This window comes from Amycolatopsis solani, assembly GCF_033441515.1.
Taxonomy (GTDB): Bacteria; Actinomycetota; Actinomycetes; order Mycobacteriales; family Pseudonocardiaceae; genus Amycolatopsis; species Amycolatopsis solani.
The window spans coordinates 1,940,467-1,963,717 of the sequence record NZ_JAWQJT010000002.1 but is presented as its reverse complement, the minus strand read 5'-3'; the positions used below and the strand labels follow the sequence as shown (position 1 = coordinate 1,963,717).

Here is a 23,251-nt window from a genome sequence, read left to right as displayed (position 1 = left end):
CGGGCCGCCCGGTAGGTTTCGCGGCGTGCCCCGTCCGACCGCGCCGGTGACCGTGCCCGAGGACGTGCTGCGCGTCTCGATCGTGGAGCGGCTCTTCGCCCGCGCGGACGACCCGCGGCCGCTGTACACCCACCAGGACCACACCCACGGCGCCGAGCACACGCTGACCTGGGCCGAGTTCGCCGCCCGGGTCCGGGTGGTCGCCGGTGAGCTGCGGCAGGCCGCCGAGCCGGGGGACCGGGTCGCGATCCTCGCGGGCCAAGAGCTCGCCTACCCGCTCGCGTTCTTCGGCGCGCTGGCCGCCGGTCTCGTCGCGGTCCCGCTGATGGTGCCGTCGAACGCCGCGCAGGCCGAGCGGCTCACCGGGGTGCTGGCCGACTCCGGCGCGCGCGTGTGGCTGACGTCGTCGGCGGTGGCGGGACGGCTGCCGGCGCACGACGACGTCGTTGTGGTGGACGAGCTGAGCGGGCCGGGTGCCGATCCGGTGTTCGCGGCGCCGGAGACACCCGCGTACCTGCAGTACACGTCGGGGTCGACGCGGGAGCCGGCGGGCGCGGTGATCCCGCACCGGGCGATCGTCGCCGCCTGCTGGCAGGGGAGCCGGGCCTACGCCGTCGACGAAGGCACGACCTGCGCCGGCTGGATCCCCTTCTTCCACGACATGGGCCTGATCCAGCTGCTGTGCCTGCCGGTCTTCGCCGGCGGCCGGGCCGTGTTCATGGCGCCGGCGGAGTTCGTTCACCGGCCGGCCCGGTGGCTGCGCCAGCTGGCGGACTACCCCGCCGTGTTCACCGCCGCCCCCAACTTCGCCTACGACCTCGCGGCCGAAGCCGGCGCCGAAGACGGCCTCGACCTCTCGGACGTGCGGGTCGCGCTCAACGGCGCCGAACCCGTCCGCCCGCGCACGGGAGAGCGCTTCCTCGAGGTCTTCGGCCCGCACGGCTTCCGGCGCGAGGCCTACCGGCCGTCCTACGGGCTCGCCGAAGCCACCGTGTACGTCGCGAGCGCCGGGCCGGAAGGGCCGCGCGGCGCCGTTTTCGACCGCGAGACCCTCGCGCAGGGGCAAGCCGTCGAAACTGTCGACGGGCAGGAGCTCGTGTCCGTCGGGCAGCCGGTCGGGCAGCGGGTGCGGATCGTCCACGACGGACACGAGCAGCCCGAGGGCGCCGTCGGCGAGATCTGGATCCACGGCCCGAACGTCGCGACCGGGTACTGGGGCCGCGGCGACGCGGCCGCGTTCGGCGGCACCCTCGAGGGGCTGGACGGCTGGCTGCGCACCGGCGACCTCGGCGTCGTGCACCGCGGCGACCTCTACGTCACCGGGCGGCTCAAGGACCTCATCGTCGTCGACGGCCGCAACTTCCACCCGCAGGACATCGAGGCCGCGGCCGGGGAGGCCCACCCGGCCGTCCGCCGCGACCGCGTCGCCGCCTTCGGCGTGACCGACGAGGACGGCGAGGGCGCGGTGGTGGTCGCCGAGTGGGCGCGCGGCGCCGAGGCGGACGTCAAGGAAGTGACCCGGGCGGTGCTGCGGGCGGTGTCCGCCGAACACGCCCTCACCCTCCGCAGGGTGCATCTGGTCCCTTCCGGTGGACTTCCGCGCACCTCCAGCGGGAAGGTCGCCCGGTCGGCCGCGAAAGCACGTTATGGTGGCGACCGTGGGTGATCACCGCGCCGAGGTCACGAAGGTCGTCAGCGAGACCTTCCGGCTCGACCCGGCCCTCGTCGAGCCCGACGCTCCTTTGGAGGAGCTGGGCATCGACTCGAAAGGCCGGATCAAGCTGCTGGCGGCGCTGGAGGTCTACTACGGCGTGACGATCGACCTGGAGCAGCTCGATCGGTTCACCGACGTGGGTTCGGTGGCCGCCGTGCTCGCGGAAGCCCTGGGAACTGGCGGAACTGAGGGAGAGACGCTGAAATGAGCGGCGGGGGGTACACCGCGACGACCGAGGCGTTGTCGACGGCCTCGAAGACGATCGGTGACCTGGCGGAAAACCTGCTCGAGGACAATCCGGACCTGGAGACTTCGCAGGTGACCGCGGAGAAGTTCGGCCGGGCGCACGGCACCCACGCGACGAAGTACACCGCGGGCGCGCAGGCGCTGTGGGCCGCGGTCTCCGGCTACAGCAGCACGCTGGCGTCGTTCGGCACCAACCTCGGCACCGCCGGGTCGAGCTACAGCGCCAACGAGGACAACCAGTCCGGCGCGATCACCAACGCCGGGAGCGGTCTCTGATGGCGGACGAGAAGAAGAAGTGGTCCGACGTCAAGGCGCTGCTGGACGACCCGAGCGTCCCCGCCCAGCAGAAGAGCGCGCTGATCAGCAGCTGGCTGCGGGAGAACCCGCCGCCGCCGCCGTTCCTGGCCGACCAGGAACCGGACGACATCAAGCAGAAGCGCCAGGAAGCGGAGAAGTACGCGAACGCGTACAACGCCAACCCGCTGTTCGCCGGGCAGTCGGTCGACGAGGCCTTCGACAAGGCCAAGCAGAGCGGCGACCAGAACTCCTACAACGAAGACCAGGAGAAGAAGGCCGTCGACGACGGCAAGGCGAAGCTCGACGGCAGCCAGCCGCCCGCGGCCGGTGACGACGGGAGCACCAGCGGGACGAAGACGTCCGACGAGATCTTCGACGCCGCCGCGCCCGCGCTCAAGCTGTTCGAGACGTTCGGCTCGCTGCTGGCCAAGATCCCGGCCGACTGCCGCGGCAACACCCGCGCGCTCGACCTCGACAAGGACATCCGCACGCCGTTCGACGAGCAGCGCGGGATCAGCTTCGCGGACTTCGTCGCCGACGCCGCGCACTTCAAGCGCGGGTCCGAGACGGTGGACCGGACGGTGCAGGACACCGGCTCCCAGCTGGGCACCCTGTACCAGACGTGGAGCGGCGCGGGCGCGGACGCGGCGTCCGACACCTACAACGACAAGATCCAGCCCAAGGCCGCCAAGCTGTCGCAGACGCTCGGCAACGCGAGCGAAGCGACGAAGAACACCGCCACGACGGTGTTCCAGCTGTGCAAGGGCAAGGCCGACGCCGTCATCGGGATGTACACCGACCTGGTCGGCAAGGCCGACTACACGATGGCGCAGAAGGTCGTCGCGGTCGCCAGCGGCGAGCACGGCAACGAGCAGGACCTGGCCCAGATCGCGGGCTGGATGGACCTCAACTTCGGCACCAACCTGGTCAAGACCCTCAACGACCAGGGCTGCTGCGACGGCGACGAGATCAAGAAGCACGGCCAGGACCTGGCCAAGCAGTGGATCCAGAACCAGTTCAACCCCGACATGTGGGACCGGCTGTACAAGGGCTTCGAGAAGACCTGCAAGGACACCAAGGACCTCGTCGACCAGGCCTACGACGCCCTCGACAAGGTGATGGGCAAGGTCAAGAACGAGTTCGAGGGCGTGTCGATGCCCGGCGGCCCCGGCACGACCGGCGGCACCGGCGGCGGCCCGGGTGGATCGGGCAGCGGCTCGGGCTCGGGCTCTGGTTCTGGCTCGGGTGGTTCGGGCGGTGGCTTCGGCTCGGGTTCGGGCTCGGGCTCTGGTGGTTCGGGCGGCGGGTCCGGTTCGGGCTCCGGTGGCGGGGGCGGTGGCCAGGTGCCGCCCATCCCCGAGACGGGCTCGGGGTCCGGCGCTCCGGTCGGGGGTGCCGGGACCGACGTGCCCAGCGGCGCGGGAGGCGGCTCCGGTTCGGGCGGGGGCTCGGGCAGCGGGTCCGGCGGCGGCGGTGGTCCGGTGCCGTCGATCCCCGACTCCTCCTCCGGCGGCGGTGGTTCCGTCGGCGGCGGCTCGGGCTCGGGCGGCGGCTCCGGTTCGGGCGGCGGCCAGGACGACGGGGCAGCTCAGGCGGAAGCGGCCAAGCAGCAGGCGGCCCAGGCCGCGGAGGAAGCCAAGCAGAAGGCCGCGGACGCGCTGAAGGAGTTCAGCGGCCCGGGCATCCAGACGGATTCCGGCGCCGGCGGGGGACTCGGCGGTGGTTCCGGTTCGGGCTCGGGTGCCGGCGGTGGCCCGGGGTCGGACGACACGTCGCCGTCCTCGACGCCTTCGCCGTCCGCGGGCGGCCAGGACGCCGCGGCGGCAGCCGCCGAAGCGGCGAAGCAGAAGGCCGCGGACGCACTGAAGCAGTTCAGCGGCCCCGGCATCGAGACGGACTCCGGTGAGGGCGCCGGCGGCCTCGGTGGCGGTTCCGGCCCGGGCGGCAGCGGCGATTCGGGTTCGGGCGCGGAGGACGGCAAGGAGGCGGCCGAGAAGGCGGCGGAAGACGCCAAGAACAAGGCGGCCGACGCGCTCAAGGGCCTCGACGGCGACCCGATCAAGACCGAGCCGGGCGCCGGCCTGGACACCGACGGCGACGGCAAGCCCGACACCGGCCTCGACAAGGACGGCGACGGCAAGCCCGACAGCCTGCTCGCCGGCGACAAGGACGGCGACGGCGAACCCGACGCCAAGGGGGACGACGACCCCGACGTCCTCAAGGTCAAGCAGGGCGACAAGACCTTCGAGATGACCGAGCCGGACGCCGACGGCAAGATGGACATCAAGGTCGGCGACGGGCCCGGCGACCCGAAGGACTTCAAGCTCGACTGGTCCGGTGACAAGTCCGCCGACGGTCCACAAGGGACGGACGACGACTGCTACCGCCCCGGCCCGGACGGCAAGATCCACATCCAGGACGGCGACCTGAAGATCACCGCCGAGCGGCCCGACGGCGCGAACGGCCCCACGGTCGTCACCGTCGACGACGGCACCGGCAAGCCGACGACCTACACCCTCGGCGAGGACGACAAGCCGTCCGACGCGCTCGGGGACACACCGTCGAAGAAGCTCGACGACGACCTGCCCACCCACCGTGGCACCCTCGAGGACCTCAAGCCGCACGACGGCGCCGGCGGTTCGCACGACGGCGCCGGCGGCGGTTCGCACGGCGGCGGGGGCGGCGCCCCGTCGCCGGCCGGCCTCGGCGGCGGTTCCCACGGCGGGGCCGGCCTCACCGGCGCGGGCTTCGACGGGGGCAGTGCCGGGCTCGGCGACACGCCGACGTCCGGGGGCGCCCACACCGGGACGGCGCAGCCGCAGCACACCGCCGCGTTCGCACCCGCGACCGCCGGGGCGACCGGCGCGCCCGGTTCGTCGATGTCCGGCATGCCGGGCATGGGCGCCATGGGCGGCGGCCAGGGCGCCGGCGGGGGCGACACCGAACGCAAGTCGCCCGCCTACCGGATCGAAGGCGCCGTCTTCGACAACCTCGGTGAGCCGGGCCGCCGGATCATCGGCTCCCTCAACGACGACGAAGACCCGCCGTCCGCCCGCCGGACCTGGTAAGGAGGACGCATGAGCGAGATTGCCGGGATGAAGGCCGAGCTGGACGGTCTCGTCCGCGAACAGGCCGATCGGCGTGCCCTGCGCGAGCAGCAGGGCGAGGAGATCAAGGCCCGCTCGCAGGAGTACATGACCAAGCAGGTCCAGGCGGCCGAGCGGTACGTCCAGCACGTCCGCGAGATGGCGCAGCGCAAGACGAAGTCCGGCTGGAGCACCGACCGCTCCCACGCCGAGCCGGCCTCGGCGTTCGACGCGGAGGACTACCCCGGCCCGGGCGGCTTCCCCCCGGCGCCGTCGGCGGCTCCGGCCCCGCGGCGGGAGGAGCCGCGCCCGGCTCGTCGTCCGCGGGCGGCCGTCGACGAGGAAGAGGACTTCAACAACCCCTGGTGACCGGCGCCCAGACGTCGACGGCGAGCTCGCGGAACCGTTCGCTGAAGGTGCCGTCCGGGCTCGCCGCCCACAGCAACCGCCGGAGCTCGGCCTCGAACTCCGTGCGGCGGTCGCCGAAGAGGTGGGGCGCCGAGTAGGACAGCGAGAAGACGGCGTCGACGACCTCGTCCACGCCGCGGGTGACCGCTGGGCCCGGGACCTCGAACCGCCGCGGTCCGGCGAACCCCGCGGCGCGGTAGATCTCCGCTTCGCCGCCGGGAGTGCCGCCGGGCAGGGAGCCCTGGCCCGCGCGCCGCACCGGGCCGAGGTACCGGCGGACCAGCTCGGCGATCGCCGCCCGCGGGACGGAGCTTTCGGCGCCTCCGTGCGTCGCGGCGTGGACGTGGGCGAGGACGCCGCCGGGGGCCAGCATCCCGCGGACCGCCGCCGCGACCCGCGGCCGGTCCAGCCAGTGGAACGACTGGGCGAACGTCACCAGCCGGAACTCCCCGAGCCCGGCCGGCAGCTCCTCGGCCCGCCGGTGCACCCAGCGGCAGTTCGCGGTGCCGGGCCGGGCCGCTTCGCGGAGCATGTCCGCGTCCGCGTCGAGCCCGACCGCTTCGGCGAAGTACGGCGCCAGCACCGACGTCAGCGAGCCCGGCCCGCAGCCGACGTCGAGCAGCCGCCCCGAGCCGTCCAGCCCCAGCTCGGCGGCGAACGCCGCGCCGAGCGCCGCCGGGTACGGGAGGCGGCCGCGCGCGTAGTGCGCCGCGCTGCCGGCGTACAGGGTCGCGTCCCACTCCCAGGTCACGTCCCGAGCGTAGGCGACCGGGTCCCGGATACTCGGTGTCATGGACGCGAATTGGTGGCGGGACGCCGTGGTTTACGAGGTCTACGTACGCAGCTTCGCCGACTCGGACGGCGACGGCACCGGCGATCTCGCCGGGCTGCGTTCCCGGCTGGGGTACCTGGCCGAGCTGGGGATCGACGCCGTGTGGACCACGCCGTGGTACCGCTCGCCGATGGTCGACGGCGGGTACGACGTCGAAGACCACCGCGAGGTCGACCCGCTGTTCGGCAGCGACTACGACGTGCCGGAACTGGTCGCCGAAGCGCACCGGCTCGGGCTGCGGGTGCTGATCGACGTCGTGCCGAACCACACCTCCGACCACCACCGCTGGTTCCGGGCCGCGCTGGCCGCCGGGCCCGGCTCGCCCGAACGCGCGCGCTACCACTTCCGGCCGGGCCGCGGCCCCGGCGGCGAGCGGCCGCCGACCGACTGGCGCGCCGTCTTCGGCGGGCCCGCCTGGACCCGGGTGGCCGACGGCGAGTGGTACCTGCACCTGTTCGCGCCGGAGCAGCCCGACCTGAACTGGGACCACCCCGGGGTCCGGGCCGAATTCGAGGACCTGCTGCGGTTCTGGTTCGCCCGCGGCGTCGACGGCGTCCGCATCGACGTCGCCCACGGCCTGCTCAAGGACCCGGCGTTCCCCGACCTCGGCCACGACGAGGAGGGGATCGTGCAGCCGCCGGACCGCGGCGCGCACCCGCACTGGGACCTCGACGGCGTCCACGACGTCTACCGCGCGTGGCGGAAGGTCGCCGGCGAGTTCGGCCCGGACCGGGTGTTCGTCGCCGAGGCGTGGGTCGACCGGCCGGACCGCCTCGCGCGGTACGTCCGCCCGGACGAGCTGCACACCGCGTTCAACTTCGACTTCCTCCGCTGCGACTGGGACGCCGGTGCCCTGCGCGAGGTGATCGACCGGACGCTCGAAGCACTCGGCGCGGTCGGCGCGCCCGCGACGTGGGTGCTGTCCAACCACGACGTCGTCCGGCACGTGACGCGCTTCGGCGGCCCGCGCCGGGCCCGGGCCGCGGTGCTGCTCATGCTCGCGCTGCCCGGCGGCGCCTACCTTTACCAGGGCGAGGAGCTCGGGCTGGAGGAGATCGAGGACCTGCCGGAGGAGGTGCTCGCCGACCCGACGTGGGAGCGTTCCGGCCACACCCGCCGCGGCCGCGACGGTTGCCGCGTGCCGCTGCCGTGGTCGGGCTCGGCGCCGCCGTTCGGCTTCACCGGCGGCGACGCACCGACGTGGCTGCCGCAGCCCGCGCACTGGCGGACGCTGACCGCCGAGGCGCAGGCGGCCGACCCGGGGTCGATGCTCTGCCTGTACCGCGCCGCGCTGGCCGCGCGCCGCGAGCACCCGGCGCTGGGCGACGGGACGATGACGTGGCTGCCCGCCCGCGACGGCGTGCTGTCCTTCTCGCGCGAGCCCGGCTTCCGGTGCGTGGTGAACCTGTCCGCCGAGCCGTACGAGCTGCCGGACGGGGCTCGGGTGCTGCTCGCGAGCGAACCGCTCGACGACGGCCGCGTACCCACCGACGGCGCGGTGTGGCTCGCCGGGAGTTGACCGGGCACCACCCGGAAAGAGCAGGCTGGAGCGGTGTGAAAGCGGACGCGGCGGGGTAACCGGTCGCGTCCGTCGCACCCCGGCCGCCCTGGAGGTCCCGCCATGCCCGTACGCACCCCCGCGCCGCCCGCCACCGACGTCGTCGGCCTGGCGCTGGAAGTCCTCGCGGCCCAAGGGCTCAACCGGACGGCCGCGCACGCGGCCCTGACGTCGATGGCGCGGGAGCGCGGCCTGCCGCTGACGCGCTGCGCGGCCCTCGTCGTGGCCGCGGTCGACGGGCGGGCCGGCTGATGGCGGCCGCGGACGGGTTTTCGAGAGCAGGCAACGGCGAGACGGACGCGGTCGGCGGGGGAGTGCTGCTGGCGGTCGGGCTGGTCGTCGCGTTCTTCGGCTGGTGGTCGTGGTGGGCGGTGGCGGGGATCGCGCTCGCCGCCGCCGGTGCGGTGTGGCTCACGGTGGCGCGCCGGCACGAATAACCGGCCGGTTCCGGGGAAAACCTGCCGCAACCGAGTGAAGGAGGCTTTCCGTGCCGGACCACGAAGAAGACGTCATCGAGTTGCTGCAGCGCCAGCACCGGGAGATCCGCGAGCTGTTCGCCGGGCTGGAAACGGCCGAAGGCGACCTGCGCCAGGACCTGTTCCACGACCTCGTGCGGCTGCTCGCCGTTCACGAAACGGCCGAAGAACTGGTGGTGCACCCCGAAATCCGTGACCTGGAGCCCGCGGCCGAGCCGGTCGTCGACGCCCGGCTCGGGGAGGAGCACCGCGCCAAGGAGCTGCTGACGACGCTGCAGAAGATGGGGCCCGAGGCCGACGGCTTCGACACCCTGCTCGTGCAGCTGCGCGAGGACGTGCTCGCGCACGCCCAGCACGAGGAACGCGAGGAGTTCCCGCTGCTGCGCGCGCACCGGCCGCCGGAACGGCTCCGCGCGATGGCGGCGACCGCCAAGCTGGCCGAAGCGGTGGGGCCGACCCGGCCGCACCCCGGCGTGGAAAGCGCGACGGCCAACCTGGTGCTCGGGCCGCCGGCGGCGATCATGGACCGGGCCCGCGACCTGATCCGCGGCGCGCTCGGCTGACATCGGCGACGACGGGGTACCCCCGGGCATGGCTGCCGCCCCGGGCCGCAAACTGCGGCGTTACCAGGAGATGCGCGACTTCGAGCGCACCGCGGAGCCGTCCGGCGGGGCTCCGGCCGCGCCGGACGGCCACCGGTTCGTCGTGCAGCGCCACCGCGCGCGCCGGCTGCACTACGACTTCCGGCTCGAGCTCGGCGGCGTCCTGGTCAGCTGGGCGGTGCCCAAGGGGCCGACCATGGACCCGAAGGCCCGCCGGCTGGCCGTGCACGTCGAAGACCACCCGATCGAGTACGCCGACTTCGAAGGCGTGATCCCGCACGGCGAGTACGGCGGCGGGGACGTCATCGTCTGGGACCGCGGCGAATGGCGGCCGGTCGACGCCGACCCGGCGAAGGCGATCGAAGACGGCACCCTGCACTTCGACCTCGACGGCGAAAAGCTGGCCGGCCGGTTCGTCCTCGTCCGCACGAACCGCGGGGAGAAGGACCAGTGGTTCCTGCTGCACAAGCAGGATGAGCACGCGCGAGCCGGCTGGGACGCCGAAGACCACCCGCGATCGGTGAAGAGCGGCCGCACCAACGACGAGGTGGCGGCCGCCCCCGACGCGTTGTGGCACGGCGACCGGCCGGCCGGCGAGGCGGCGGAAGCGGTGGGCTTCCCGGGCGCGACCGACGGCGAACTGGCCGCGCTCGACGCGCTCGGCGCGAAGGGCAAGTGGTCGGTCGCGGGCCGGGAGCTCGCACTGACGAACCTGGACAAGGTCCTCTTCCCGGCGGACGGCGAGCCGGTGACGAAGCGGGAGCTCATCCGCTACTACGTGACGGCCGGGCCGGCGATGCTGCCGTACCTGGCCGGCCGGCCGCTCAACACCCAGCGCTTCCCGCAGGGCGTGACCGAGCCGGGCTTCTGGCAGAAGGAAGTCCCGCGGCACGCGCCCGAGTGGCTGACGACCTGGCACAACGAGCGTGCCGAGCCGGGGGAGAGCCAGCGGTACGTCGTCGCGGACAGCGTCGCGACCCTGGCGTGGCTGGCGAACTACGGCGCGCTGGAGCTGCACGCCTGGACCTCACGCGCGGCGGACGTCGACCACCCGACGTGGGTGCTGTTCGACATCGACCCCGGCCCGGAGACGACGTTCGCCGAGGTCGTGGAGCTGGCGCGGCTGCACCGCACCGCGCTGGAGCACTTCGGCCTGGCCGGGCGCCCGAAGGTGACCGGGCAGCGCGGGATCCAGGTGTGGGTGCCGATCGCGCCGCACTGCACGTACGAGCAGACGCGCGCGTGGGCCGAAACAGTGTCCAAGACGATCGGGCGGGTGCTCCCGGACCTGGTCAGCTGGGCCTGGACGAAGGACAAGCGCCGCGGCCGGGCCCGCCTCGACTACACGCAGAACGTGTCGAACAAGACGCTGGTCGCGCCGTACAGCGTACGGCCGCGGCCGGGGGCGCCGGTGTCGGTGCCGCTGGAGTGGGACGAGCTGGACGACCCGGACCTGGCCCCGGACCGGTGGACGATCCGGGACGTCCCGGCACGGCTGGCCAAGCGCGGCGACCCCTTCGCGGCGCTCCTCGGGCTCGGGCAGCACCTGCCTGGCCTGTAGGCGCACGTCTTGAATGAGTCATTCAGGACCTCCGGTGACCTGAATGACTCATTCAAGACCTTTGGCGGCGCATCGGGTCAGGCGTGGACCGGTTCCAGCCGCCGGGGCCGCAGCCGGTCGAGGTCGGGGCGGGACAGGTGGGGGCGCCCGCCCGCGTGCCCGCTCGTCGCCGCGGCTGCCGCGGCGGCCAGGCCCGCCGCCGTCTCCAGCGGGTGACGGCGGGTAAGTGCCGCGGTCAGGGCCGCGACCAGCGCGTCCCCGGCGCCGGCCGGGTCGACGACGTCGGTCTCGACGTGCGGTACGAACCACGTGCCGGCCGGGCCGGCGAAGAGGTGCCCGCGCGCGTCCACCTCCAGCACCACCAGGGACGGCCCGCGGCGCCGGAGGACGGCGGCGGCTCGTGCGGCCGCGGCGACGTCGGGCACCGGCTGCCCGGCGAGCAGTTCGGCGTCGCGGCCGTCCGCGTGCACGACGTCGGCGAGGGCGAGCAGGTCCGGCGTGAGCTCCTCGTCCCGCGGGGCGCCGTCCAGCACCACGCGGGTGCCCGCGGTGTGCGCCAGCCGCGCCGCCGTCAGCGCGGCCGCGGCGGGCTGCGTCAGCTGCACGATGAGGGAGGCAGCTGCCGAGATCGGCGCCGCCGCGGCGCGGACGTCGGCCTCGGTGAGCAGCGTCCCGTCCGGGACGTGCCCGAGCACCGCGGTCTCCGTGCCCGGACGGCGGACCACGTGCGAAGTGCCGATGCGGCCGGCTCTGGCCTGCGCGAGCAGCGAATCGCCGGCGTGGTCGCGGCCGACGACGCCGACCACCGCCACCGGCGTCCCGAGCTGGCTCAGCGCGAGGGCCTGGTTGGCGCCCTGCCCGCCGAGCAGTTCCCGGCGGTCGAGGGCGAGCTGCCCGACAACGACGACTTCGCTGACCATCACCCGTACCGCCGGTCCGTCATGGTGTCCTCCATGGGTCTTCAGGTCGGCTACCCGCCCCCGGCCGGCCGGGAAACCGCTCGTTCGGGTGCACCCGGTCGGCGGTGCGCCCGGCCGCCGGATGTGGGCGAGCGCGTCTTGCGGTAAATCAAGAAGCGGACCACGGGTGGAGGTGACGGTGACCGGAACGTTGATGAGCGCGGCCGACCGCTGGAAGCCGCTGACCGAGCTGCTGCGGGCGCTGCTGGAACGGGTCGCGGGCGAGGTGCCGGGGTGCCTCGGCGCGGCACTGACCGTCGGTCAGGGCGACCGCCCGCCGCAGGTGCTGGCGACCGCGGGCCTCGCCGACCGGCTCGCGCCGGCGCAGCTGGCGCACGGCGGCCCGATCGCCGTCGCGGAGGACACCGGCGAGCCGGTCACGACGGACGACCTCTTCGCCGACCCGCGCTGGCCGGGCCTGACCCGCGACGCCGAGTTCGCGGACGTCCGGTACGAGGCGGTCCGTGGCGCGCTCGCGCTCCCGGGGTACTGGGACGACAGCGGCGTGTTCGTGCTGTCGGTGACGCTCGACCGGCCACCCGGGGAAGGCTCGCTCGCGATCTTGCGGCGCTACGAGAAGCTCACCGAGATGACCCTGGTGGTGGCCGAGACGGCGACCGCGGGCGATCCCGGCCAGGTGCTGGAGCTGCTGGCCTCCCGCGCCGCCATCGAACAGGCGAAGGGCGCGCTCACGGCCGTCCGGGGCTGCCCGCCCGACGAGGCCTGGCAGACGCTGCGCCGGGCGAGCCAGGAGTTCAACGTCAAGGTCCGCGAGCTGGCCGTCGCCCTGGTGGAGCACGTCGGCGGCGAGGCCGCACCCCAGCCGGAGGGCACGCCCGAGATCCGGCCGGGCGAGGCGGCCCGGCACGCGGCCGAACGGCTCTGGTCGGCGTTCACCGCGAAACCGGGTGTTTCCCGTCCGGACTTTTGGGTACCAAGACCCCGTCCTTGATCACACCCGTCGCGTCGCCGGCCCGCCCGGCGCGGAAGGCCTGCCGAACCCGTGTCCCCCACCCCGCCGGTCCCGACCCGGTCCGCGCCGCTCACGGCGCGCCGGACGGCGTACCGCCCCGGTCTCCTCGTGCTGACCTTCGCCGGTGAGATCGACGCTCTGACGTTGCCGATCCTCGAGCGCGAGCTGGGCTCGGCCCCACCGGGAACGGTGGTGGCGGACCTGACGCACGTGGCGTTCGTGGGCCTGGCCGGCGCCCGCGCGCTGGCGGCGGCCGCGGAGCGCGCCGAAACCGAGGGACGCGGCTTCTGCGTCGTGGCGAACAGCCGCACGCTCGCCCGGCTGTTCCGCGTCACCGGGCTGGCGGCGGCCGTCCCGATGTTCGCGTCCCTGTCCGACGCGCTGCGCGAGCTGCTGGCCACCGGCGGGCTGCACGGCGCGGCCGGCTGACCTCGCGGCCACCGGCCGGTACCGTGGTGGCGTGGCGGGCAGCCGGATCACGGTGCGGGTGGGCGAGCGGCAGCTGACGCTCTCCAACCTGGAGAAGGTCCTCTACCCGCGCGACGGCTTCACCAAGGGCGAGGTGCTCGACTACTACACGCGGATCGCGCCCCTGCTGCTGCCGCACATCCGCGACCGGGCGATGACGTTCGTGCGCTTCCCCGACGGCGTCGGCGGCGGGTCGTTCTTCGAGAAGGACGTCTCGCGGCACGCCCCCGAGTGGGTCCGCACCGCGCGCCTGACCGTCGGCGGCCGGGGCGGCGACCCCGAGGTCGTCGCGTACCCGCTGATCAACGACCTGCCCGAGCTCGTGTGGGCGGCCAACCTCGCCGCGCTCGAACTGCACGTGCACCAGTGGACGGTCGAACCGGACGGTGCGCGGAGCACGCCGGACCGGCTGGTGTTCGACCTCGATCCCGGCCCCGGCGCGACGGTCGTCGACTGCTCCCGCGTCGCCGAGCGCCTCCACGACGTCCTCACCGGACACGGGTTCACGCCGGTGGCGAAGACGAGCGGCAGCAAGGGCATGCAGGTCTACGCGGGAGTGCGGACCGACGACCCGGGCGCGCCGTCGCGGTACGCGAAAGCGCTGGCGGACCGGCTCGCCGGCGAGACGCCGGACCTCGTCGTGGCGCGGATGACGAAGAACCTGCGTCCCGGCAAGGTTTTCATCGACTGGAGCCAGAACAACCCGTTCAAGACCACGGTGGCGCCGTACTCGCTGCGCGGGCGCGACGAGCCGACGGTGTCGACGCCGGTCACCTGGGACGAGGTGCGTGCCTGCCGGCACGTTTCGCACCTCCGGTTCACCGCCGGTGAAGTCTTGGCGCGGGTCGGCGAGACCGGAGATCTTTTCGCGGATCTGGGCCGCACGAGGGTCTCCATTCCGGCGTTCGGCTGAATTTCGGAAATCGCAATTCGGCGGCCGCGGCGGTCCCGTTCCCGTCGCGCGGTGGCGCCGAATTGCGCAAGCGTGATCCCGACCAGGCGCTCTTGATCGTCCTCTGTGGATTCGTGCACGTGCAGACGGGCGTGTCGCTGCACGGCGGCACCGGGCGTGCGGATCGTGTTGTGCGGCATAGTGGACGAAGTGGGTACGGTCTACGCGTAAGCCGTCAGCATCAGCCGCCTCGGAGCCGGTCATGAAGATCCAGAAACCGCCGCGGCTTTCGCGAGCCTTCGGCCGCAGTTCGCCCGGGGCGTTGTGCGAGCCGTTTTCGGTCACCACGACGTTCGCCGGTGACCGGTGCACCGTCGTCGCCGTGGCAGGAGACATCGATATGGCGACCGTGGCGATTTTTGTCGAATGCGCGGAAACCGCGCTGGCGGCGGGCGGGGTGCTCGTCGTCGACCTCGGCGCCGTCACGTTCTGCTCCGGAGCCGGTCTCCGCGCGCTGCACCGCGTGCAGTGGTGCGCCGACGAGGCGGCCGTCCCGGTCGCGTGGGTGGTGTGCACCCCGTCGATGTGGCGGGTGCTGCGGGGGACCGGCGTCGCCGGCTTCGCGTGCTTCCGCGACCGGGACGACGCGCTGGCCGCGCTCGGCTGAGCCACGCTCCACCGGCCGCGCAGGGTGCGCGGCCGGGTTTTTCGGCGCACGAGAAGGGAAACGGGTGCCCGGCCTGACCGACACCGATCTCGAGTTCTGGTTCCAGCGCGGCCTGCGCGCGTATCTGGGCGAGGTGGCCAGGGCACTCGGCTTCGGCCTCGAGTCCTGCACCGTGGACGTGGACGTCCCGGTGTCGGCCTACGTGGCGGTGGACTGGCGGCTGCGCCGGTTCCCCGAACGCGACGTCGCCCTGCTCTGGGACGAGGTGCACGGCTGGGCGGTCGCGGTCGAGGCGGCGTGCGGGGAGGAGATGATCGTGCTGGCCTACCTCGGCGGCGAGGACATCCTGCCGCCGCCGGGCGTGCTCGTGGGCTTCCTGACCGCGCTGCGGTCCGGCGCGCCGGAACCGGAGCGGCCGGGGTCGCCGGTGCTGCGCCGGGCCGGCCGCCACCAAGAGCTCCTGCCGCTGCTGCCGGCCCGGTGACACGCCGCCGCCGCGTCCTCCACACTGGACGGCGGCGGGGGAGGTGGCGATGGGGACGGTCCCGGACGCGGTGGCGCCGATGCTGGCCGTCGACGGGCCGCTCCCGGACGACGACCGCCACGGCTACGAGTGGAAGTGGGACGGCTTCCGCGGCTGCGCCCGGATCGCGGCCGGTGGCGAAGCCCGGATCACCAGCCGCAGCGGCAGCGACCACACCCACCGCTACCCCGAGCTGTGGGACGTCTTCGGGCCCGCGCTCGGCGGCCACGCGGCGGTGCTCGACGGCGAGGTGGTCGCCCTGAACGCGGCCGGCCGCCCGGAGTTCGAGCTGATGCAGCGCCGCGCGATGCACGAGCCGACGCCGAAGCTGCGGGCCGAGGTCCCGGTCGTCTACTTCGCGTTCGACCTGCTGCGCGTCGGGGACGAGTCGCTGCTGGACCGCCCGTACGAGCAGCGGCGGGAGCTCCTCGCGGAGCTGGTCCGCCCCGCGGACGGCCGGCTGGTGGTGCCGCCCTGGTACACCCGCGCCGACATCACGCCGGACCAGCTGCTGGCGACGGCGGCCCAGCACGGCATCGAAGGCGTCGTCGCGAAGCGCCTGGACGCGCCCTACCTGCCGGGCACGCGGTCACCGTCGTGGACGAAGCGCGCGTTGACGCAGACGCGCGAAGTGGTGCTCGGCGGCTGGCGCCCGGGCGCGGGCCGCCGCGCGGGCACCCTCGGCGCACTTTTGCTCGGCGCGTACGACGGCGAAGGCGCGCTGGTGTACCTCGGTGACGTCGGCACGGGGTTCACCGACGACGCGCTGGACCATCTCCGTGCCGTCCTGGCGCCGCTCATCCGCGCGAGGAGCCCCTTCGCGGGCGAGGTGCCCCGGGACCGCGCCCGCGGCGCCCAGTGGGTCGAGCCGACGCTGGTCGGCGAGGTCGTCTACCGGCGCCTGACACCGGACTTGCGCCTGCGCCACACTTCCTGGCGCGGCCTGCGCCCCGATCGGGTGCCGCACGAGGTGCGGATCTTCTGACGGCCCGGAATTGTCGGTGCCGGGTGCTTTCATCGGAGGCATGGCACCTTCGGCACTGACCACGCCCCCCACCCGCATCGACCGGGCGGAGGTGGCGGTCATGGAATGGACGACGGCGGACGACCTGCCGTCGATCCAAGCGCTCTGGCCGCGGTTCGAGCGGCTCGTCGGCCTGCGCGGGCGCAAGATGTACGCACGCGTCGACGAGCGGGCGGGCACGTACACCGTCTGCACGCCGGTGTTGGCCGCGGACCGGCCGGCGGAGCTGGACCTGGCGACCGGGGTGCTCCCGGGCAGCCGGTACCTGCGCGGCCACCTCTCGGGCGATCCACCGGGGATGTACGCGCGGATCGGCGAGGCGATGGCCGAGTTGCAGGCCGCCGCCGATGACGTCGACGGGGGTCGGCCGCTGGTGGAGTTCTATCGCCGGCGCGACCACGTCGAGTTGTGGGTGCCGGTCCGGTGACTGCGGTGTCGGTGCGGTTCGCCGGGCCGCCGGTCGCCGCCGGTCGCGGCGGGAGCCGGCCGCTGGTCGATTTCGATCGTCGGCGCGGCCGCGTCGAGTTATGGGTGCCGGTCCGGTGACTGGGTGTCGGTGCGGTTGGCCGGGAGCGCGGGTCACCCGCCGTACCGCCCGGCCGGTCGCCGCCGGTCGCGAGGGGAGTCGGCCGCTGGTCGATTTCTACCGTCGGCGCGACCGCATCGAGTCGTGAGTGCCGGTCACCCGCCGTCCCGCCCGGCCGGCCTGATCAGCGGCGGAGCGGAGGTGATCCGGCTGGTGCTGTGATCGCGGTCATACCCGGTCACATCGGCTCGCCCCGCGGAGTCGTGGGGGTGATGGCGCGCCGGAACCCCGGTGCCCGCGACCTCCCCGAGGAGTTCCGATGTCGACTGCCTACCTGATCGTCACCCTTGCCGCCGCGGCGTTCGTGGGGTTCTCGGCGGTTTCGGTGTTCACCCGCGCGAAGTGGGTCGTCGAGCCGATCACCGAATACGGCGTGCCCGAGGCGTGGTGGCCGTGGCTGGGCACCGCCAAGGCGGCCGGCGCCGTGGGCCTGGTCGTCGGGCTGTTCGTGCCGGCGATCGGCGTCGCGGCGGCGATCGGCCTGGTGCTCTACTTCGCCGGCGCGGTCGTCACCGTGCTGCGCGCCCGGTCGTACACCCACGTGGCGTTCCCGCTGATCTACCTGGCGCCCGTGGTCGCTTCGCTGGCGCTGCTCGCCTGATCGGCGAGCCAGGTGAGTGCGGCGGCGGCGTGGTCCAGCACGGAGATGTGCCCGTCGCCGGGGGTGAGCCGGAGCTCGGCGCGGGGGCACCGCGCGGCGAGCCACCGGCTGTGCGCGGCGGGGACCATCCGGTCGTCCTCGCCGTGCACCAGCAGCACGGGCACGGCGATGGCCGCCGGGTCGGCGCCCCAGGGCGCGACGTAGGCGAGGTCGTCGTCGATCAGCCCGACGGCTCCGAGCGCGGGCTGGACGACGCTGTCGAGCCACGACCACGACCCCTTCAGCGCGGCGAAGTCGGCGTCGGTGAACACCGCGGGGTCGAACCGCGCGGCCGCTTCGTACCGTTCCTTGGCGGCCCGGCCTTCGGTGGCGGCCCGCAGGGAACCCGGATCGGCCATGCCCGCGAACCAATTCTCCCCGTAAAACGGCGCCACCGCGGCGAGCCCGGCGGCCGCGACGACGCGATCGGGCAGCAGCGCCGCGCAGGCGAGCGCGTGGGAACTGCCCCCGGAGTGGCCCAGGACGGCGAAGCGCCCGACCCCGAGCGCGTCGGCGACCGCGGTCGCGTACTCGCCGGCGGTCCCGACCGACCGCTCCGGCACCGGCGTCGAGCTCCCGTAACCGGGCCGGTCGTAGGAGATCCAGCGGATCCCGAGCTCCTCGCCCAGCGGCAGCAGCGGCCCGGGCGGCGCCCCGAGGTTGGGCGTGCCGTGGTGCCACAGGACGGTGAGCCGCCCCGGGCCACCGCTGTCGTAGACGTGCAGGGTGCGCCCGCCGGGCAGCGTCAGGTCGCGTTCGGCGAACGCGGTCACCGGGCCAGCCGCCCGGCGAGCCACGCCAGCGAGAGCGGGTAGCGGTAGTCGATCGCCGCGTGGCCGGCGTCGAACAGCTCGAAGTGCACGCGTTCGTCGGGCAAGCCCGCCTCCGCGATCGCCGCGCGGAAGGCCTCGGCGCCGAGGTCGAGGTAGTACTCGTCGCTGGTGCCCGCGTCGATCCACACCGCACGCAAGTCCCGGATCGCCGCCGCGTGCTCCGGCACCATCCGGACCGGGTCCCAGGCCAGCCAACGTTCCCACACCTCCGGCCGGACGGCGCCGGTCAGCGGGTCGCACGGCAGCTCGGGCGTCCCGTCCTCGCGGGCCGAGAAGCACGCCGAGACGCCGAGCAGCTGCAGCAGGGTCGCGTCCTCCGGCTTGGTGAACGACGGGCGCGAGCGGAAGTCCGCCCACCACTTCAGGATGTCCTGGTCGTAGCCGCGCAGCGCGCGGGCCCCCTTGCCGAAGTCCTGGACGTAACTCAGCTCGTACAGCGAGTCGCCCGCGTGCGTCGCGAGCGCGCCGAACAGGTCGGGGCGCAGCATCGGCGTGATCATCGCGCCGAACCCGCCCGAGGACTTGCCGGCGATCGCGCGGGACGCGGCGGCGGGCAGGGTCCGGTAGTGCGCGTCCACCCAAGGCACGATCTCGTCGCACAGGTACGAGTGGTAGCGGCCGGTGCCGGGCGAATCGACGAACTGGGAGCCGCCGTAGGCGGTCCACGCGTCGACGTACACGACCACGCAGCCCGGGGCCCCGCCGGCGAAGACCGCGTCGGCGGTCTCCAGGAAGGTCTGCCGGAACGGCGTCCGGTTGGCCCACATCGCCACGTGCCCGGTGTAGCCCTGGATGACGTACACCGCCGGGTAGCGCTCGTCGCCGTCGTCGTAGCCCGGCGGGACGTACACCCACAGCGGCCGTTCGTGCGGGTCGCCGAGCGGGTTGCCCCGCAGCAGCTCGGACTCCACGGTGTGCCGGTCGAGCCGGCCGGCGAGGTCGCCTTCCCAGGGCAGCATGGCGCCAGTCAACCAGAACCACCCGGTTGCGGGGGCTAAGCGATACCTCTTTTCCGCGCGTAGCGTTGAGCCGTTCCGCCCCGACCTCCGTGTTACGGGCACGGTGGTGGGTCAGGGGAATGCGGGGAAGAACATGAAACATCCGGGGCCGTTGTACACGTTGCTCGCCGGCGTCGCGCTCGCCGGCGGGATCGGGATCGTCAACCTGGCGACGGGGACCGGCGCCGCGCCGGTCGCCGGAGCCGCGAACGCGGCGGGCGCCGCGAGCAGCACCACGGCGGCGCCGGCGCCGGCCGCGACGACGACGTCGGAAGCGCCGAAGCCCGACGCGCCCGCGCGGGCGGACTACGCCGGGCGCGTGACCGGCGGCGGCGCGTCGGTCGCGGTGTCGGTGCGCGACGGCCACGCCATCGCCTACCTCTGCGACGGCAAGAAGGTCGAGGCGTGGCTGCAAGGCGTGACGACCGGCGGGAAACTGGACCTGAAGGGCGCCAAGAACACCGCGCTGACCGGCAGTTTCGACGCCACCGCGGTGACCGGCACGGTGACCGCGTCCGGCAAGACGTGGCAGTTCACGGCGCCGGTGGCGAAGAAGCCCGCCGGGCTCTACCGGGCCACGCCGAAGGTGAAGGGGCAGCAGGCGAAGGTGGGCTGGATCGTGCTGCCCGACGGCAGCCAGGTCGGCGTCCTCGCCGTCCTCGCCACGGGTGACGACGCCACGGCCGCCCCGGCGCTCGACCCGGCCGCGGGCACCGCGACCGTCGACGGCGCCCCGGTGACCGCCGAGGCGGTCACCGGCCTGGCCGGGACCGGTGACTTCTGATGACCACGGCCGGGCGCCGCACCGCGGTCGCGCTCCTGGTCCCGCTGCTCGCCGGCGCCGTCGTCGCGGTGGTGCTCGGCGTCTACGGCAGCCTGCACACGCCGACCGGCGTCGCGGTGAACGTCGCCGGGTTCTCCAGCCCGCAGTCGGTGAAGGCGTGGCTGGCGACGGTGGTCGTCGTGCTCGCCGTCGTCCAGCTGCTCTCGGCGCTTTCGCTGTACGGCAAGCTCGGCGCGACGCCCGCGTGGATGGGCGCGGTGCACCGCTGGTCGGGCCGGGCGGCCTTCCTCGTGTCGATCCCGGTGGCGCTGCACTGCCTGTACGCGCTGGGGTTCCAGTCGTTCGACACGCGCGTCCTGCTGCATTCCCTGCTGGGCTGCTTCTTCTACGGCGTGTTCGTCGCGAAGATGCTGCTGCTGCGCAAGGACGGCGCGCCCGCGTGGGCGCTGCCGGTGCTCGGCGGGCTCGTCTTCACCGGGCTGGTCGGGCTCTGGCTGAGCGCGTCGCTGTGGTTCTTCACCCAGTCCGGTTTGACCTTCTAGGCGGAGGACGCGAGTGCGCGACGACGACGTGGACCCGGTGCTGGCGCGCCGGACGGCCCTGACGGTCCTGGGCGCCGGGCTGGTGGCCGGCTGCAGCACCTACGGCGGCACCCAGGCTCCGCCCTCGGCGGCCCAGCCACCCCCGGCGGCGGGTGGCACGGAACTCGGCGCCGCCGCGGACATCCCGGTCGGCGGTGGCAAAGTGTTCGCGGACAAGCAGGTGGTGGTGACCCAGCCGGCGGCGGGGACGTTCGCGGCCTTCTCGGCCGTCTGCACCCACCAGGGCTGCACGGTCGACACCGTCGCGGACGGCACGATTTCCTGCCCCTGCCACGGCAGCAAGTTCAAGATCGCCGACGGCTCGGTCGCGAACGGCCCGGCCTCCCAGCCCCTGCCGAAGAAGGCGGTCACGGTCACCGGCGGCAAGATCACCCTGACCTAGGTGTAGGCCTTCACGACGGTGACGCCGTCAACCGTCCACATCGGACTGGACGTGTCGACGTCACGGGTCCGGCCGTCGGTGCAGGAGTACCCACCGCCCGCGACGGCCAGGCACTGCAGCCCGTTCGCGAGCACGAGCAGGAAGGGCTTCCCGCCGCCCCCAGCCTGCGGCGGCGACGGCAGGTCACCGGCGTAGGTGAGCAGCACGGCCCCGGTCACCGAGGTCGGGCAGACGACCCGCGACTCCGTCGTGGCGAAGCACGGGTCGTAGGTGGTGCCGCCGCTGGTGCACCGGTAGGCGTCGTGGCGCCCGGAAACCGCGGACACGGCCCCGCACCGCCCACTCGCGGGCGCGCCGGTCTTGGCCCGGTACTCGAGGACCTGCGTGAACCGCTGCACCCGCCCGGCGGTGACGGGGACTTCGAAGGCGGGACCCGCCGCGGGCGCGCCGGCAACTGCCCCGATCCCGGCGGCGAGGAACCAGCGCACGGTGTCCCCGCCATCGAGGTGACACGCTCCGAGCGCGGCCCACACATCGGCGGCCATATCGGCGGCGGCCCGATCGGCGCTGTACCGGGCGGCCGCGGTGGTGGCGGCGCAGGTCAGCACGCCCGGCGCCGGCCCGGACCCGACGGCCGAGCCGAACAACGCGGCCACCCGATGAGCGGCGGCGGCCAGCAGCGCACCGAGAGCGGGCCCGGGATCGGGCTGACCACGCAGCGTCGCCGGCAGGCGGGCGAACGGGACTTCGTAGCTCACGGAGGCGCCCGGCCAGAGCAGATCCAGCGGCGCGGCGACCCCGGTCCGCGCGGCGGAGTCCGCCCAGTTCGACGGCACGGCGACCCGGTAGGGAACGCGCGCGTTCGAGGTAAGGGTAACCCCGGCGCGTCCGGAGCCCGCGGTGACGCAGACCCACACCGGCGCATCAGCCTGCCCAGGGCTGGCGGTTTCGCCGCTGGGGTCGGCCGCGTGCCCGGGGACGACGGTCGTGCTGCCGGAGCCGGCCGCGTTGCCGGGGCCGGCTGTACCGCCGAGGTTGGCCGTGCTGCCGGAGCTAGCCGCGCCACCGGAGCCGGCCGCACTGCCGGAGCTCGCCGCATTGCCGGAGCCGGCTGCGCTGCCGGAGGGAGTCGGGCCCGCTGTGCCGGTGGTCGCGTTGCCAACCTTGGCTGCGCTGGCGGAGCCGGCTGTGCCACCGGAGCTCGCCGCATTGCCGGAACCGGCTGTGCTTCCGGAGGGAGTCGCGCCCGCTGTGCCGGTGGTCGTGCTGCCGACCTCGGCTGCGCTGCCCGAGCCGGCTGTGCCACCGAGGTTGGCCGTGCTGCCCGGGCTGGCTGTGTTGCCGGAGGTGGTCGTGCCCTCGGTGCCGGAGCCGGTCGCACTGCCGGGACCGTCTGGGCCACCGAGGTTGGCCAGCCCGCCGGAGCCGGCCCCGCGGCCGGGGCCGCCGGTCTTGCTGCCGGAACCGGCCGGCCGTTCGGAGCCGCCAGTACCCCCGCCACCGGCGGTCGAGCCACCGGCGGTCGAGCCGCCGGCACCGCCCACCTGCCCCGCCACGACCGTCACACCGCCAAAACTCGCCGCCCGCCCGACGCACCCCGGCCGGGCCGCCGGGGCCGGCACTACGTCACGACCCAGCGCACCCAGATCGAGCAGCCCACCCCAGAACCGCCCCGGCCGTGGCAGGTCCGCCACGATGCTCCGCGTCGCCGTGTCGTAAGCCGCGGGCAGGAGACGGGTTCCGTCCGTGGTGATGACCACTGCCGCGAAGCCCGGCAGCGGTGCCGCCGCCGCGATCCGGAGACGGGCCACGCCGCCGGTGAAACCGATGTCCGCGCCGCTGCCCGTTCGGCGGGTCAGTGGTGTCGTCACCGCCGGCTCCGGCGCCGGGCGTACCACCGCCGGGACTCCGGTGACCTCGATCCCCGCGACCGTCCCACCCGGACGCGCCGGAAACCCCTGCCGCACCAGGATTCCCGTCCCGCTCAGCAGCAGCGCGACCACGGCCGCGGTGAGTGCGAGCCGGGCCGGGCGGTTGTTCTCGGTCATCCGCGCCTCCCCGGGAACCCCTGTTCTTCGCGAGTCACCGGACCTGGCGTGGTCGTTAGCCGCCGTGGCCCAACCGTGACCGGGGTGCGGTC

General features: G+C 74.1%; 26 protein-coding genes. 21 read left to right on the top strand and 5 right to left on the bottom strand.

The window, feature by feature from the left end; translation table 11 throughout:
* Positions 1 to 25: 25 nt before the first annotated feature.
* From SD460_RS29610 to SD460_RS29590, 5 genes are read left to right on the top strand one after another with little or no spacing between them, the layout of a single operon-like run.
* The gene (locus SD460_RS29610; RefSeq protein WP_318307034.1) at positions 26 to 1,666 is read left to right on the top strand and encodes a fatty acyl-AMP ligase; all 1,641 of its coding nucleotides are present in this window, start codon (positions 26 to 28) and stop codon (positions 1,664 to 1,666) included.
* Entirely contained in the window at positions 1,659 to 1,922 is a 264-nt protein-coding gene (locus SD460_RS29605; protein WP_290061628.1) for an acyl carrier protein, read from the top strand. The genes SD460_RS29610 and SD460_RS29605 overlap by 8 nt, the downstream gene beginning before the upstream one ends.
* Positions 1,919 to 2,236, top strand: a complete 318-nt coding sequence (locus tag SD460_RS29600) for a hypothetical protein (RefSeq protein WP_290061627.1) — start codon at positions 1,919 to 1,921, stop codon at positions 2,234 to 2,236. The genes SD460_RS29605 and SD460_RS29600 overlap by 4 nt, the downstream gene beginning before the upstream one ends.
* Positions 2,236 to 5,325 (top strand): WXG100 family type VII secretion target, encoded by a 3,090-nt coding sequence (locus SD460_RS29595; protein WP_318307033.1) that lies wholly within the window; start codon positions 2,236 to 2,238, stop codon positions 5,323 to 5,325. Before SD460_RS29600 ends, SD460_RS29595 begins: the two co-directional genes overlap by 1 nt.
* Before the next feature lie 9 nt (positions 5,326 to 5,334).
* A complete protein-coding gene (locus SD460_RS29590) occupies positions 5,335 to 5,712 on the top strand; it encodes a hypothetical protein (protein WP_290063137.1) in 378 nt (125 codons plus the stop codon).
* Here SD460_RS29590 and SD460_RS29585 read toward each other — a convergent pair.
* Positions 5,696 to 6,502 carry a class I SAM-dependent methyltransferase gene (locus tag SD460_RS29585; RefSeq protein WP_290063135.1) on the bottom strand — a complete coding sequence of 269 codons (807 nt, stop codon included), beginning with the start codon at positions 6,500 to 6,502 and terminating at the stop codon, positions 5,696 to 5,698. The genes SD460_RS29590 and SD460_RS29585 overlap by 17 nt on opposite strands.
* A 40-nt stretch (positions 6,503 to 6,542) precedes the next feature.
* Here SD460_RS29585 and SD460_RS29580 point away from each other — a divergent pair, with 40 nt between their 5' ends.
* The 5 genes from SD460_RS29580 (at position 6,543) to ligD (SD460_RS29560) (ending at position 10,780) form a co-directional block, all read left to right on the top strand.
* Positions 6,543 to 8,102, top strand: coding sequence for a glycoside hydrolase family 13 protein (locus SD460_RS29580; protein WP_318307032.1), 1,560 nt, complete (start codon positions 6,543 to 6,545; stop codon positions 8,100 to 8,102).
* Positions 8,103 to 8,204: 102 nt separating this feature from the next.
* Positions 8,205 to 8,393 carry a hypothetical protein gene (locus SD460_RS29575; protein ID WP_290062866.1) on the top strand — a complete coding sequence of 63 codons (189 nt, stop codon included), beginning with the start codon at positions 8,205 to 8,207 and terminating at the stop codon, positions 8,391 to 8,393.
* Positions 8,393 to 8,578, top strand: coding sequence for a hypothetical protein (locus SD460_RS29570; protein WP_290062864.1), 186 nt, complete (start codon positions 8,393 to 8,395; stop codon positions 8,576 to 8,578). Before SD460_RS29575 ends, SD460_RS29570 begins: the two co-directional genes overlap by 1 nt.
* Before the next feature lie 50 nt (positions 8,579 to 8,628).
* Positions 8,629 to 9,180, top strand: coding sequence for a hemerythrin domain-containing protein (locus SD460_RS29565; RefSeq protein ID WP_290062863.1), 552 nt, complete (start codon positions 8,629 to 8,631; stop codon positions 9,178 to 9,180).
* Positions 9,181 to 9,208: 28 nt separating this feature from the next.
* Positions 9,209 to 10,780, top strand: coding sequence for a non-homologous end-joining DNA ligase (gene ligD / locus SD460_RS29560; protein ID WP_318307031.1), 1,572 nt, complete (start codon positions 9,209 to 9,211; stop codon positions 10,778 to 10,780).
* A 77-nt stretch (positions 10,781 to 10,857) separates the two neighbouring features.
* Here ligD (SD460_RS29560) and SD460_RS29555 read toward each other — a convergent pair whose 3' ends face one another.
* Complete coding sequence (locus tag SD460_RS29555; protein ID WP_318307030.1) at positions 10,858 to 11,700, bottom strand: PfkB family carbohydrate kinase; 843 nt, start codon at positions 11,698 to 11,700, stop codon at positions 10,858 to 10,860.
* A 178-nt stretch (positions 11,701 to 11,878) separates the two neighbouring features.
* Between SD460_RS29555 and SD460_RS29550 the strand changes: the two genes are divergently transcribed.
* The 8 genes from SD460_RS29550 (at position 11,879) to SD460_RS29515 (ending at position 17,473) form a co-directional block, all read left to right on the top strand.
* A complete protein-coding gene (locus tag SD460_RS29550; RefSeq protein WP_318307029.1) occupies positions 11,879 to 12,691 on the top strand; it encodes an ANTAR domain-containing protein in 813 nt (270 codons plus the stop codon).
* Positions 12,692 to 12,742: 51 nt separating this feature from the next.
* Positions 12,743 to 13,141 carry an STAS domain-containing protein gene (locus tag SD460_RS29545; protein ID WP_290059014.1) on the top strand — a complete coding sequence of 133 codons (399 nt, stop codon included), beginning with the start codon at positions 12,743 to 12,745 and terminating at the stop codon, positions 13,139 to 13,141.
* A 31-nt stretch (positions 13,142 to 13,172) separates the two neighbouring features.
* Positions 13,173 to 14,093, top strand: coding sequence for a non-homologous end-joining DNA ligase (gene ligD / locus SD460_RS29540; RefSeq protein ID WP_290059013.1), 921 nt, complete (start codon positions 13,173 to 13,175; stop codon positions 14,091 to 14,093).
* 241 nt (positions 14,094 to 14,334) lie between these two features.
* The gene (locus SD460_RS29535) at positions 14,335 to 14,739 is read left to right on the top strand and encodes an STAS domain-containing protein (protein WP_290059012.1); all 405 of its coding nucleotides are present in this window, start codon (positions 14,335 to 14,337) and stop codon (positions 14,737 to 14,739) included.
* A gap of 64 nt (positions 14,740 to 14,803) precedes the next feature.
* On the top strand, positions 14,804 to 15,223 hold the full coding sequence (locus tag SD460_RS29530) for a DUF6292 family protein (protein ID WP_290059017.1): 420 nt from the start codon (positions 14,804 to 14,806) through the stop codon (positions 15,221 to 15,223).
* Between the two features lie 49 nt (positions 15,224 to 15,272).
* On the top strand, positions 15,273 to 16,247 hold the full coding sequence (ligD, locus tag SD460_RS29525; RefSeq protein ID WP_290059011.1) for a non-homologous end-joining DNA ligase: 975 nt from the start codon (positions 15,273 to 15,275) through the stop codon (positions 16,245 to 16,247).
* A 40-nt stretch (positions 16,248 to 16,287) separates the two neighbouring features.
* On the top strand, positions 16,288 to 16,713 hold the full coding sequence (locus tag SD460_RS29520; RefSeq protein ID WP_290059010.1) for a GyrI-like domain-containing protein: 426 nt from the start codon (positions 16,288 to 16,290) through the stop codon (positions 16,711 to 16,713).
* A 418-nt stretch (positions 16,714 to 17,131) separates the two neighbouring features.
* Positions 17,132 to 17,473: a DoxX family protein gene (locus SD460_RS29515; protein WP_318307028.1), complete on the top strand. Its 342-nt coding sequence runs from the start codon at positions 17,132 to 17,134 to the stop codon at positions 17,471 to 17,473.
* On the opposite strand, the gene SD460_RS29510 is transcribed toward SD460_RS29515, so the two are convergent.
* A complete protein-coding gene (locus tag SD460_RS29510) occupies positions 17,431 to 18,285 on the bottom strand; it encodes an alpha/beta fold hydrolase (protein WP_318307027.1) in 855 nt (284 codons plus the stop codon). The genes SD460_RS29515 and SD460_RS29510 overlap by 43 nt on opposite strands.
* Positions 18,282 to 19,304, bottom strand: a complete 1,023-nt coding sequence (locus SD460_RS29505; protein WP_318307026.1) for an alpha/beta hydrolase — start codon at positions 19,302 to 19,304, stop codon at positions 18,282 to 18,284. The genes SD460_RS29510 and SD460_RS29505 overlap by 4 nt, the downstream gene beginning before the upstream one ends.
* A 133-nt stretch (positions 19,305 to 19,437) precedes the next feature.
* Here SD460_RS29505 and SD460_RS29500 point away from each other — a divergent pair, with 133 nt between their 5' ends.
* The 3 genes from SD460_RS29500 to SD460_RS29490 are packed head-to-tail and all read left to right on the top strand — an operon-like array spanning position 19,438 to position 21,111.
* Positions 19,438 to 20,127 (top strand): hypothetical protein, encoded by a 690-nt coding sequence (locus SD460_RS29500; RefSeq protein WP_318307025.1) that lies wholly within the window; start codon positions 19,438 to 19,440, stop codon positions 20,125 to 20,127.
* Positions 20,127 to 20,669, top strand: a complete 543-nt coding sequence (locus SD460_RS29495; protein WP_318307024.1) for a DUF6529 family protein — start codon at positions 20,127 to 20,129, stop codon at positions 20,667 to 20,669. Before SD460_RS29500 ends, SD460_RS29495 begins: the two co-directional genes overlap by 1 nt.
* 13 nt (positions 20,670 to 20,682) lie before the next feature.
* The gene (locus SD460_RS29490) at positions 20,683 to 21,111 is read left to right on the top strand and encodes a Rieske (2Fe-2S) protein (protein WP_290054880.1); all 429 of its coding nucleotides are present in this window, start codon (positions 20,683 to 20,685) and stop codon (positions 21,109 to 21,111) included.
* Here the strand turns inward: SD460_RS29490 and SD460_RS29485 are convergent.
* Positions 21,108 to 23,159 carry a hypothetical protein gene (locus SD460_RS29485; RefSeq protein ID WP_290054877.1) on the bottom strand — a complete coding sequence of 684 codons (2,052 nt, stop codon included), beginning with the start codon at positions 23,157 to 23,159 and terminating at the stop codon, positions 21,108 to 21,110. The genes SD460_RS29490 and SD460_RS29485 overlap by 4 nt on opposite strands.
* Between the last annotated feature and the right edge of the window lie 92 nt (positions 23,160 to 23,251).